This window comes from Kitasatospora sp. NPDC004669, assembly GCF_040609455.1.
In the GTDB taxonomy this organism is placed as follows: domain Bacteria; phylum Actinomycetota; class Actinomycetes; order Streptomycetales; family Streptomycetaceae; genus Kitasatospora.
In genome coordinates, this window is the sequence record NZ_JBEXKB010000002.1 from 240,731 (window position 1) to 252,722 (window position 11,992).

9 protein-coding genes are annotated in these 11,992 nt (G+C 73.5%); 1 reads left to right on the forward strand and 8 read right to left on the reverse strand.

Going from position 1 to position 11,992, the window contains the following annotated elements:
- Nucleotides 1-22: 22 nt before the first annotated feature.
- The 5 genes from ABZW30_RS02940 to ABZW30_RS02960 all read right to left on the reverse strand — a co-directional run bounded on the left by ABZW30_RS02940 (nucleotide 23) and on the right by ABZW30_RS02960 (nucleotide 6,994).
- On the reverse strand, nucleotides 23-1,162 hold the full coding sequence (locus tag ABZW30_RS02940) for a DUF4157 domain-containing protein (protein WP_355669254.1): 1,140 nt from the start codon (nucleotides 1,160-1,162) through the stop codon (nucleotides 23-25).
- Between the two features lie 244 nt (nucleotides 1,163-1,406).
- The gene (locus tag ABZW30_RS02945) at nucleotides 1,407-2,438 is read right to left on the reverse strand and encodes a glycosyltransferase family 2 protein (protein ID WP_355669255.1); all 1,032 of its coding nucleotides are present in this window, start codon (nucleotides 2,436-2,438) and stop codon (nucleotides 1,407-1,409) included.
- 251 nt (nucleotides 2,439-2,689) lie between these two features.
- Entirely contained in the window at nucleotides 2,690-3,292 is a 603-nt protein-coding gene (locus ABZW30_RS02950; protein ID WP_355669256.1) for a superoxide dismutase, read from the reverse strand.
- 181 nt (nucleotides 3,293-3,473) lie between these two features.
- A complete protein-coding gene (locus ABZW30_RS02955; RefSeq protein ID WP_355669257.1) occupies nucleotides 3,474-6,686 on the reverse strand; it encodes a type 2 lanthipeptide synthetase LanM family protein in 3,213 nt (1,070 codons plus the stop codon).
- Nucleotides 6,687-6,814: 128 nt separating this feature from the next.
- Nucleotides 6,815-6,994 (reverse strand): hypothetical protein, encoded by a 180-nt coding sequence (locus tag ABZW30_RS02960; RefSeq protein ID WP_355669258.1) that lies wholly within the window; start codon nucleotides 6,992-6,994, stop codon nucleotides 6,815-6,817.
- 419 nt (nucleotides 6,995-7,413) lie between these two features.
- Here ABZW30_RS02960 and ABZW30_RS02965 point away from each other — a divergent pair, with 419 nt between their 5' ends.
- On the forward strand, nucleotides 7,414-7,944 hold the full coding sequence (locus ABZW30_RS02965; protein WP_355669259.1) for a hypothetical protein: 531 nt from the start codon (nucleotides 7,414-7,416) through the stop codon (nucleotides 7,942-7,944).
- Nucleotides 7,945-7,946: 2 nt separating this feature from the next.
- On the opposite strand, the gene ABZW30_RS02970 is transcribed toward ABZW30_RS02965, so the two are convergent.
- From ABZW30_RS02970 to ABZW30_RS02980, 3 genes are all read right to left on the reverse strand, one after another.
- Nucleotides 7,947-8,687: a hypothetical protein gene (locus ABZW30_RS02970; RefSeq protein ID WP_355669260.1), complete on the reverse strand. Its 741-nt coding sequence runs from the start codon at nucleotides 8,685-8,687 to the stop codon at nucleotides 7,947-7,949.
- 74 nt (nucleotides 8,688-8,761) lie between these two features.
- Nucleotides 8,762-11,146, reverse strand: coding sequence for an FtsX-like permease family protein (locus tag ABZW30_RS02975; protein WP_355669261.1), 2,385 nt, complete (start codon nucleotides 11,144-11,146; stop codon nucleotides 8,762-8,764).
- A complete protein-coding gene (locus ABZW30_RS02980; protein WP_355669262.1) occupies nucleotides 11,143-11,844 on the reverse strand; it encodes an ABC transporter ATP-binding protein in 702 nt (233 codons plus the stop codon). Before ABZW30_RS02980 ends, ABZW30_RS02975 begins: the two co-directional genes overlap by 4 nt.
- Nucleotides 11,845-11,992 lie beyond the last annotated feature (148 nt).

Sequence of the window (11,992 nt, forward strand, 5' to 3'; positions counted from 1 at the left end):
CCTTCGCGGGCACCAGCAGGTGCTACAGCCGGTTGTTCTCGATCTCCCACGCGTCGCCGTGCAGTTCGTTGCCGGCGGTGTCGTAGACGGTGTACTCGGCCTCGATCTTGCCGGCGAGTTTGGCGGAGTAGTTGGCGTCGATGTCGGCCTCCACCGAGGACGCGAGCGGCGCGAAGTCCTTCCCGGCCGGGTGGGTGCTGTAGTCGGCCGTCACGGCGTACTCGACCACGTTGCCGTTGGTCAGCACCTCGGCCTTGACGTCCTTCTCGACCTTCGCGTGGTGCGCCGAGTTCGCGGACTTGCAGAGTGGAGTCAGGTTGCTCATGGTGTTGCCGGGGCCGCCGACCTGCTCGTTGAGCAGGTGCCCCTGCACCATGTACTTGCTGAACCAGTCGGCGGTCGCGCCGCTCCCGGTCGGCCACCAGGACGGCTGGACGCTGGGCTTGGAGCCCTTGCCGAGCTGCCCGGGCCAGAGTTCGGCATGCATCGAGGTGCCGACGCCGTTTCCGTTCAGCCCACCGTAGGTGACGTACGGCGTGCCGGTGAAGGCGCGTTGCACCGGCAACTCCTGCCCGGGAGCGGGGGCTTGAGCGGCGACCCGCTGGACGGTCGGAGGCATGGTCCGACTCAGCGCCCGGACGGCGTTCGCCTCGGCGGCGCGCTCGAAGCGGTCGCCGGGGTCGCTGACGGACAGTCCGTCGCCCTGGTCGGTACCGGCCACGGGGCCCGAGCGCTGCTGGATGACGTGGGTGAGCTCGTGGGCCAGCGTGTGCTTGTCGGTGCCACCGTGGCCGAGCACGATGTGCTCGCCGGAGGTGTAGGCGCGGGCGCTGATCTCGGCTGCGGAGCGGGCCGCGGCGGGGTCGTCGTGGATCCGAACGCCGCTGAAGTCGGCGCCCAGGCGGGCCTCCATCTCCGCCCGCATGTCGTCGGCCAGCGGGCGGCCCGGCGACCGCAGCACCTGGTGGACGGTCGAGCGCTGCACCGGGGACTCCGACTGCCGCTGTTGCCTGAGCAGTTGGACGACGGCTGCGTTGCCGATGGTGCGCTGCAGCGCACGGATCGACTGGAGGTGCAGCGGCGAGGGCTGCTGCCGTGCGGTCGGTCGGCTGTGTTCACGGTGTTCGGACTTGCCCTGCGATCGCTGGTCGTGCGCGTGCACATCCACCTCCTGGACAGGCGATTGGAGCCGTAGTCGCGGCGTGTCAGAGCCGGTCTACGACGATCTCCGGGGTCAGGGCAAGGACCGGAGGGGCAGTGTCGGGGGCAAGCCTCGATGGCCTGGCCGACCGGCGGGCGTCCAGGGTCCGCCGGATCACCCGGATCCCCTGGTCGACCGTCGCGGCGACGGGCTCCACCGGGCCGTGCGGCTGTACGTCGGTGATCCAGGCGACGGGTCCGGGAACTCACCGACGCCTGGCGGCCTGGCGGGTGCGGCGGACGGCGCGGTGCACGCGCTGGACGGCCACGAAGCGGTTCATCGCATCGGCCAGGGTCAGGCGGTACTTGATCCGCAGCTGGGCACTCAGGCCGTCCACCCGGTCGGGGCCGATGGCGCCGAGCAGCCGGCTGACGTGCCGCTGGTAGACCTCCCAGTAGTTGCGGTCGCCGTCCGGGATGGACCAGAAGAACATCGGGATCTCCTCGACCAGGCAGTTCCGGTCGTAGGTGCGCAGGTGCTCGGCGAACACGGGTTCGGGGCGGGCGAGCAGCCACTCCCGGACCAGTTCCATCGAGCGGACCCGGTCGATCAGGCCGCGCGGGTCGGTCTTCTTCTGGGTGATGGACAGCTCGCCGTCCTCACGGACCCGCCAGTGGTAGATCGGGTCGGCGAGCACGTCGACCCGCTCGGCGAGGAAGTGGTGCGGCACGCTGACCGGGGCGTCCTCGTACAGGATGCCCTCGGGGTAGCGGATGCCCGCGGCGTCGAAGAAGGAGCGCCGGTAGACCTTGTTCCAGGCGGTGCGGTCGGTGACCAGGGCGGGCAGTTCACTCACATGGGTGCGCAGCCGGGTCTCCCGGAACGGGCGGCGGTGGGCGTGCGAGGGGGTGAGGCCGGTGGTGCGCAGCCGCAGCGCGTTGCCGGCGGCGAAGTCGGATCCGGTCTCGTCCAGCGTGTGGATCATCAGCTCGTACGCGTGCGGCGGCAGGGTGTCGTCACTGTCGACGAAGGCCAGGTAGTCGGTGCCGGGGGTGAGGTGGCGCCAGCCGGTGTTGCGGGCGGCGCCGAGGCCCTTGTTCTCCTGCTGGACCAGCCGGAAGCGCCGGTCCGTGGCGGCGAACGCCTTGGCGATGACCGGACCGTCGTCGGTCGAACCGTCGTCGACCATGACGCACTCGAAGTCCTCGAACGTCTGTGCCGCGATCGAGTCCAGGCACTCCCTGAGGTAGCGCTCGACGTTGTAGATCGGGACGACGACGGAGAGGCGCGGGGCCATCCGGACGGCCTTTCGCTCAGGAGCGGACGGGCCGTACGGCCGCCGACCGCCGGTTACCGACAGTGGTCCGAGCGTAGCGGCCGGAGGCCGTTTCCGGGCGAACAACGGGTGGCGTCAAGCCTTCGTCTCGGTGAGCCGACCGTGTCCGGCGTCAACGCTCCGCGTCGCCCACACGCCCCGTTGACGCCCGGGAGAGGGGGAGGGCCCCGGACCGCCCGACCGGGCCGGGGCCTTCCGTCACCTGATCCGGGTCAGGCGCTCTTGACGGCCTCGAAGCGGGCCTGGACGTCCTGCCAGTTGACGACGTCCCACAGACGGGTGACGTAGTCCGGTCGGACGTTGCGGTACTGCAGGTAGTACGCGTGCTCCCAGGCGTCGAAGGCGAGCAGCGGGGTGGTGTTCTGGCCCACGTTGCCGTGGTGGTCGTAGACCTGCTCGACGATCAGGCGCTTGCCGAGGGGCTCCCAGGAGAGGATGCCCCAGCCGGAGCCCTGGACGCCGGTGGTGGCGGTTGAGAGCTGCTTCTTGAAGGCGTCGAAGCTGCCGAAGTGCTCGGCGATGGCGTCGGCGAGGGCGCCGTCGGGGCGGTCGCCGCCCTCCGGGGAGAGGTTCTGCCAGAACAGCGAGTGCAGCACGTGGCCGGAGAGGTGGAAGGCGAAGGTCTTCTGCAGGCCGACCAGGCCGCCGAACTGCTCCTTGTCGCGCGCCTCGGCCAGCTGCTCCAGGGTGTCGTTGGCACCCTTCACGTACGCGGCGTGGTGCTTGGAGTGGTGCAGCTCCAGGATCTCGGCCGACATCGCCCGCTCCAGTGCGGAGTAGTCGTACGGCAGGTCGGGAAGCGTGTAGGTGCCCATCAGGACACGGCCCCTTTCGGCAGGTTGAACGACGGTGATCGTGCCGGGGTAACACTATTGCGTATCAGTTGCAGGAGCGAAGCCTGGGCTCCTGCTTATTCCCGACCAATCGGAGGGGCATGCCGCCGAGCCCCGGCGGCGTCGGCTCCTCCCCCGGACCAGCCACTACACCCCGTGGGGATCAGGGAGTCGGCGGTTCGAGGGTGAGGACGGGCGGGGTGGTGCCCGGGTCGGCGAGCCGGAGCAGGCCGTGGCCGATGCCGGCGAGGCCGACCATGAGGGAGGGGCTGTGGACCCCGTACGGGAGGCCGCAGGCCCAGCCCCGGGCCTCCAGCGCGTCGAGGGTGGCGTGGGCCTGCCGCTCGGCGGTGTCCCGCCAGGAGCCGCCGGCGAGGTGGAGGGCCTCCAGGTTGCCGAGATCGCCGTGGCAGAGCGAGGAGTTGTGGCCGAAGCCCTCCCGCAGGACCGTACCGAGCGCGGTGTCGCGTTCGGCGAGGAGCGACTCGCTCGCCCCGGGCAGGAGTCGGGCGAGGGCGGTACGGGCCAGCGCGATGCCCGAGGCGCCGTGGCACCAGAGCGCGGGGTGGCTGGGGCCGTCGGGGCCGCCGTCCTCGCGGACGTCGCGCCAGTTGGCGGCGGTGGCGTCGAACAGGGTGCGCTCGTACGCGACGGCGGCGAGGGCGAGTCGGGGCAGGCGGGGGTCACCGAGCCGGTGTCCGGCCCGGGCCAGGGCCCAGGCGATGCCGGAGCCGCCGTGGGCGAAGCCCGCGAGCGGGCGGGTGGCAGTGCCGGCCAGGGAGGCGGGCAGCCAGCCGGCGCCACCCTCGGGGTGCGGGGCCGCCGCCTGGACGAGGCGTTCGGCACAGGCCGCGAGCGCATCGGTGACGGCGGGACCGGGGCGGACGGCCGCCCAGGCGAGCAGGCCGCCGATGGTGCCCGCGTTCCCGGCGAGGACGTCGTACTGGGTGTCGCCGGCCGCGGTCGCGGCGATGCGGTCGAGGACCAGGGAGCCGAGCGAGTCGAGTTCGGAGTCCGGGTGGTGGGCGGCGAGTTGGGCGAGTGTGTAGAGCACGCCGCCGGTGCCGGACAGGCCGCCGCCGAGCCGGTCGACGCGCCTCCGGATCTGCCGACGGAGCGTCAGTTCGGCGGCGGAGGAAGCCGTCCGGTGTTCGCGGTCGCCGGTGGCGGTGGCGAGCTGGTGGAGGAAGAGGGCCACCCCGGCCGTGCCGCTGTACAGGTCGGGGCCGAGTTCGGCGGGTGCCCAGCGGCCGAGCGGTGCCCAGTTGGGCCCGGCCCAGGCGAGGTCGGCGCTTCCCCGGTAGGCCTCGCGGAGCAGCTGCTCACCGGCTTCGACGGCCTTGGCGAGCGCGCGGGCCGCCAGACCCTCGTCCGGCCCGGCGCGCCCCTCCCCCGGCTCAGCGGGTACCTCGCGCCGGGCGGCGGCGACCGGTCGGCTCGGCTCGCGCGCCCCGCCGGCCGTCGTCACCGAGAGCCGCAGGAACTGGAGTTGGCGGGCGAGGTCCTCCTCACCGAGGGCATCCGCCTTGGCGAGCGCGAGGTCGAGGGCGGGTCGGTCGGTGACGCCCGGGATGAGGGCGCCGGTGGACGAGCGGGCGTCGACGCTGTCGGGGCGGATGGTGAAGACGGGGACGTCGCCGCGCCACAGGTCGGCGCGCTCGTGGGCGACGAAGGCGAGAGCGTGCTCCTCCCAGCCGACGAGCGCCCAGATCCGGTCGAGGTGACGGTCCTGGTCGAGGGCGTCGCGCAGGAGGTCGGGGTGGCAGGCGGTGTTGAGCAGACTGCGGTACTCGTACGTGTCACGGCGCAGCAGGCGCGTCTCGTCGGCCGCGAACGCGCGCAGCAGCGAGCGGAGTTGCTCCTTGTCGGCGGCGAGCAGCCGATAGGCCTCGGTAAAACCGTCCTCCAACTCCCCCAGGTGGTCGGCCAGTCGCAGCGGCCGCTCGGCCGGAACGGGTCGGCTACCGGGGGCGTCCACCGGCAACCTCCGATATTCCACGCGGAGTTCGTCCGTCCCCTGGCCGACCAGGACGGGCGCGGGGCGGGGCGGGAGGCTGGACGGGTCCCAGCCGAGGGCGGAGAGGTCGGCGCCGCCGTCGCCCTCGTCCCACATCCGTTCGGGGAGCAGACCGGAGCGCAGCACCGAGTGCCGGGCCTGGTGGCGGGCGAGCCGCTCGGACTCGGACAGGTCCTTGGCGGGCTCGCGCAGGTCGGGGTGGAGGATCGCCTCCAGGTCGATCAGCACGGGCTGGTCCCGGACGGCGAGCAGGTTCTGGGCGTGGCAGTCGACCGCGTCGAGGACGTACATCAGCGCGGCGAGGGTGCCGGCGCGGTGGTAGAAGGCACCCAACTCGGCGGCGTCCCCGGCTGGTTCGGCGATGACGTGGGCGACCCAGCCGTAGCCGTCGCGGGCCAGGTGGGCGAGGTCGCGCAGGGGCAGCCGCAGCTGCGGGTTGAGCCAGTGCAGGACCTGCTGGAAGTGGGTCTCCGCGCCGAGCGGCCGCGGCTTGTAGACGATCCGGAGGCCGCGCTCGAAGCACAGCGAACTGACCGTGGCACCACCGCGGTGCGGGTCGCCGAGGCCGGTGGCGAGTTCGGTGAGCCGGCCGATCGGGCGGCCGTCGGCGAAGGTGCGGGCGAGGGCGGGCAGGTCGGCGGCGAGGCGGCGGAACAGGGTGAGGGTGGTGCTCGTCCACTGCTCGGCGGCGGTGGTGAGGCGGAAGGCCAGGACCGGGTACTCGGCGAGGAGTCGCAGCGCCCGCTCGGGCCGGGCGAGTCGGCCGAGGAAGTCGCGGTAGCGCGACTCGGGAGTGTCGCCGGCCAACTCGCCGCTGAGGCGGGCGACATGGAGTTCGGTGATGACGGTCCGGGTCGCCATCCCGTGGGCGGTGGCGGTGAGCGCGGGGAGGGCGAGCGCGGCCAGCTCCTCGGGGGTGCCGATGGCGGGGACGTCCAGGGCGGCCAGTCCGGCGCACAGGCGGTTGCGGGCGTCGGCGAGCAGCGGGGCGACGAGGCGGGCGAACTCCTGCTCCTCGGGGACGTCCAGGGTGGCCGCCCGGACGAACGCGGTAGCGAGCTGCTCGGCCCACGCGTGGGACCCCAGGCGGGCGAAGAGCGCGTCCGGGTGCTCGGCGAGGAGGGCGCACACGGCGTCCGGGTCGAGGGCGTCGGCCGCGAGGCGGCGCGCGAACCAGTCGGCCCGGTCGAACGGCGCCTGGGCCCGCCAGCGCTCCAGCTTCCGGGTGGCGCGCTCACGGCGTTCGGTGCGGTCGGCGTCATCGACGGGCTCCGCGTCGGGCCCTTCGGACGCCCGGCCGCGGGCGCTCAGCGGGACGGCTCGGGCGGCAGCCCGCAGGAGTTCGGACGCGTCGACCACGGGGTGGTGCTGCCTCTCTGCTCTGCTCTGTCTGCTCTTCGCTGTCAATCGAACGGGCGTCAAGCACCCGGTCCGACGCGGACCCCGGCCGTAACGACCGGGCCCGGGGTCCGCGCCGGACCCCGGGCTCAGTAGCTGCAGACCCGCCCGCAGCTGGACCAGCCGTCACAGGTGGAGTTCTGCACCGCGGCGGTCACGTAGAGCTCGTCCGAGAGCTCCCCGGCCGGGTGGACCTGGTGGCCCTGGCCGAGGGTGAGCCGGAAGTCCTCGTCCTTGAGTGCGCGAACCTGCTCAGCCGTGGGCTGCATGCTGCCTCCTCAAAACGTTGGGGTCTGACACGGGTGTGCCGGATCCGGATCTTGGCAGCGCCCCTCGCGGCACACCAGAGGCATGCGCGCCACCGGCCCTTGTTTCGGCCAGGATCGAACCAGCGCCCGCCCGACCGCCGTGCCCCCGTTCCCCCAGGTCGCGCCCCGCCCCTTCGCGCCGTCCAACCGTTCGGGCGGCCCTACACCTGGCCGAAACACGGGCGGTTGCGGCCGGGTGAACCGCAGCCCCGGTGTCGGCTTCTCGACCGTAAGCGGCCGAGCTTGCCGGTGACGCCCGACTGGCTGTCGGGCGGGCCCCGCGTCCAGCCACCGCTATACGGTGGCAGGGGCGGATGACTGCCGCCCCGTACCGAGGGTCACGATCGAGACCCGAGCGCCCCCAGCCCGATCGGAGTGCGATGAGCGAGCAGCACAATCTCGTCCTGCTGACCTTTCCCGACGCCACCACCTGGCGCTCGGCCTTCGACGAGGCGCAGCACCTGCCGGGCTTGCGGCTGGCAGCGGCAATGGAGCGCAGTGCCGACGGCGTGCTGGCGGTACGGGACACGTACGCCAAGGGCGCGGGGGTGGCCACCGTCGGCTCGGGGCTGCTGGGCGGACTGGTGGGGCTGCTCGCCGGGCCGGTCGGGATGCTGCTGGGGTTCGCGGCGGGCGCGGCGCTGGGAAGCGCGGCCGAGGAGCGTGACGCGAACGAGGCCGGTGCCGCGTTGATCGTGCTGTCGCCCCGGGTGCCGGACGGCGGCGCGCTGATCGCCCTGGAGATGCGGGAGGCCTCCCCCGGCCCGGCCGACGAGCTGGCCGCCGAACACGGAGTGACGGTCGAGCGGATCGACGAGCGCACCTTCACCGAGCAGGTCCGGGCGGCGGAGAAGAAGGCCGAGGAGAAGAAGGCCGAGGAAAAGGGCGAAGAGGCGGACGGGGAGTCCTGAGCTCAGGCCATCCGGTACAGCACCGGCATCGAGCCGGTCCGGTTGACCAGCAGGTTCTGCTGCACGTACGGACGGAAGCTGGGCCTGGTCACCTGCCGCAGCAGCAGTCCCAGCGGGCCGGTGTCCCAGCGGGCGTGGTTGACGAAGACGTAGTCCGACTCGTCGAGCGGCTCCAGCAGGGTGGAGTTGTCGAGGCCGGTGTGCTTGACGTACCAGCCGGCCAGGTGGTCCCAGAGTTCGAGCGCGACCGCCTTGTCCTCGGCGACGAAGTGGTTGAACAGGAACAGCCCGGGACGGGTCTTGTCCACGTCCCCGAGTGACCGGGTGCAGCGGGCCCGCATCACGTGGGTGTCGGCGGCGGCGCCGGTGAGGGTCCCGGCGAGGGCCTGATAGCGCTCACCCTCGATGACCGGGCCGAGGTCCTCGGGGGTCTCGGTCTCGACCAGGACGGCGACGTCGAAGCGGGCCTGGTGGAAGCGCCGCTGCCGGGCGTAGCCACCTGCCCGGGGCATCACCAGCGCGCGGTAGACGGTGGCCCGCCGGACGGTCGGCTCCGTCCGGAGCGCGGTGGCCAGCGGCTTGAGCCGGTCGAGCAGGGCGCTGCGCCCGCGGTCGGCGCGGACGAACGGCGGCCCGCTCGGCGGCGCCAGCGAGGCGGCCAGGTGCAGGTAACCGTACGGCGGCGGGTCGGCCAGGCGGGCCCGGGGGTACTTCGGGTTCGGGTTCAGAAGTTCGAACTTCATGATCGCTCCACGAACGGAACCGGGTAGGCGCCCCCTTGGGCCGCCTACCCGGTTCCGTCGATGACACACACGTGTCACTCCGCCCGCAACGCGTCCACCGTCCGCGCCCGCGCCGCCCGTACGGCCGGCAGCAGGGCGCCGAGCAGGGCGATCAGCACACCGCCGACGCCGAGCAGGGCCAGCACCGGGGTGCCGAAGACGTCCAGGGCGGAGGCCGGGAAGTCCAGCCCGGCGCTGTGGCCCATCGCGGGCACCGTCAGGCCGTGCAGCAGCAGCCCGACCGGCAGGCCGACCGCACCGCCGACCGCCCCGACCAGCAGCACCGAGGCGAGGACGACGCCCACGGTCTGCGCCGGGGTCATGCCGAGCGCTTTGGTGACGCCCATGTCGCGGGTGCGCTCGCGGATCTCCAGGACGACGGTGTTGAACACCCCGAGCCCGGCGACCACGACCAGCAGCACGGTCAGGGTGGCGGTGAGCGAGTTCAGCGCGGCGATCGAGTCGGCGGAGGAGTGCGCGGCGTCCGCCTCGGCGGCCATGTGCAGCGGGGCGAGCGCGGCGCCGAGGGCGGTGGCGTAGGCGGCGTGACCGGTACCGGACTTCAACTTGACGAACCAGGTGTCCGGCTCCGGCGCCGTGCCGGACGGGAAGGTGGCGGCGCCGGTGAGCAGCTCGTTGGTCTGCACGTGCGGGTCGAAGACCTCACCGACGATCCGGACGGTGACCGTCCGGCCGTGGGTCGTGAAGGCCACCTGGTCGCCGAGCTTCACCGAGGCCTCGGCCAGGAACGTGTTGGGGGCGACGGCCTCCCCCGGGCCCTGGTACCAGCGGCCGGAGACCATCCGGTAGCCGGCCCAGGAGGAGTCGCCGTCGAAGGCGGTCACCGTGGTGCTCCCGGCGACCCCGGGGACGGTGACGTCCTCGGTGCCGCTGCCGAAGTAGGCGGCGGTGCCCGGCTGGGCGGTCAGGGCGGCGGTGACGGCGGCCGGGTCGGCCGCGACCGGCCTGCCCGGCGGGGCCCCCTGGCCGGGCGGGCCGTCGGGCCGCTGGGGGTGTACGACGACGTCCGAGTGATCGTGGTTCTTCGCCTCCTGCACCCAGCTCATCGTGCCGCCCATGCCGACCGCGAAGACCGCCGCCGCGGTGCCGAACAGCACCGCCGCGAGCATCCCGGCGGCGCGGGCCGGGCGGGCGAACGGCTGGGCCAGGCCGAGGCTCAGCGGCCGGGGCAGCGGCAGCCGGGCGGCCAGTGCGGCGACCCGACGGGCGACGGCGTCGCGCCGGGTACCGCCCGCCGTACGGCCGACGGCCAGCGCGTCCACGGTGCGCAGCCGTCCGGCGCGGGCGGCGGCGGCCCAGGCGACCAGGGCGACGGCGGCCAGCGTCCCGCCCGCCACCGCGACGTCCACCCAGGGGGCGACGCCCGAGGTGTTGGTGCCGTAGAGGTTCCCGGCGGTGGCGAGCACCGGGACGGTCAGCAGGTTGCCCGCGACCACCCCGAGCAGGGTGCCGACGGTGGCCGGGACCAGCGCCTGGGCGACGTACGCGCGCACCACCTGGCCGGGGGTGCAGCCGATCGCCTTGAGCACCCCGATCCGCCGGGTGGCCGTGCCGACGGCGCCGGCCACCACGTTGCCCGCGACCAGCACCGACATCGCCATGCCGAGCAGGCCGAAGGCGACCATGAAGGGCAGGAAGAGGGCGGTGTTGCGGTCCGATCCCTGCTTGGCGGTGAGCCAGGACTGCGCGCCGCTCAGTGCCCCGGCGGGCGCGGCGGAGGCGACGGCGGCCCGGTCGGTGTCCATCGCGCCGGTGGTGGCGGCGTTGGCGAACCGGTAGAGCATCTCGTAGCCGGGGGTGGTGCCGGGCGCGGTGAGGGCCGGGATGGCGTCGGGGGTGACCCAGGCGTCGGCCGTGCGGCTGACCGACCGGGCGAGGCCGACGACGGTCAGCGAGGGTGCGCCCGGCAGGACGGGCAGGCGGAGCGTCCCGCCGATCGGCACGCCCGGGTTCCCGTACCCGGCGGCGAGCACCACCTCGCCCGGCTTGGTCGGCCAACTCCCCTGCATCAGCGTGACGTTGTCGACCCCGGTAGTGGCCGAGGCACGGCCGGCGACCGTCATCGGCGACATCGCCAGGCCCGCCGGGACGGTCGAACCGGGGCCCGGCTCGGGGTCGACGGTGACGGTCCGGAACGGGCCAGCGGCCTGCGTCACCCCGGCGGCGTGCGCGGTGGCGGCGAGCCGGTCGGCGCTCGCCCGGGTGCCGTCGAAGCGCGCGGTGAGGTGGGCGCCGTGCTGGCCGTCGAAGGCCTGGTCGAAGGGGGCCTCGGAGGCGACCAGCAGCGAACCGCCGAGGACGGAGCAGGTGGTGGCCACCAGGGCGGACAGCCCGATGGCGATCGACTGGGTCCGGCGCCTGCGCACCCCGGCGCGGACGACGCGGCCGAGCGCGGTCATGCCGCCACCTCCGCCGAGTTCGCCGAGTCCGACTCGACCCGGCCGTCCCGCATCCGGACCGTGCGGGTGGCGCAGTCCTCGGCGAGGGTCAGGTCGTGGGTGACGATCAGGATGGTCTGGCCGTCCTGGTGCAGTTCGCGGAACAGCTCCTTGACGTCCTCGCCGGAGGCCGAGTCCAGCGCGCCGGTCGGCTCGTCGGCCAGCAGCAGGGGCGGGTTGTTCATCAGCGCCCGGGCCACCGCGACGCGTTGGCGCTCGCCGCCGGAGAGCCGGCCCGGGTGGGCACGGGCGTGCCGGTCGATGCCGAGCGACTCCAGCAGCTCGGCGGCCCGGTACCGCGCCTCGGAGCGCGGGACGCCGGCCAACTCGCCGGCCAGCACCACGTTGTCGGCCACCGTGAGGTCGTCCAGCAGGTTGAAGAACTGGAACACCATGCCGATCGTTGCGCGCCGGTACTTGGCCGAGCCCTTCTCGTTCAGCCGGTCCACCCGGACCCCGGCCACCGTGACCGTCCCGGCGCTCGGCCGGTCCAGCCCGGCCACCAGGTTGAGCAGGGTGGACTTCCCGCTGCCGGACGGGCCGAGCACGGCCACCGACTCCCCCTCCCGCACGCTCAGCGTCACCCCGTCCAGCGCCGCCCGCGCGCCCTCGTAGTGGCGGCTCACACCGCTCAGTTCGATCACCGGTCCGCTGCTCATGTCCCCGCTCCTCGCCGTGTTCTGCCTGGTGACGAGGAAGAAGGTACGAACGGGCGGCCCGCACCCGCGTCCGCCGATCACGGCAAATTCCGTACCGCGTAGGGCGGACCGCCGCCGGCGTCATCCTTCCGATGTAGTCGGCCGGTGT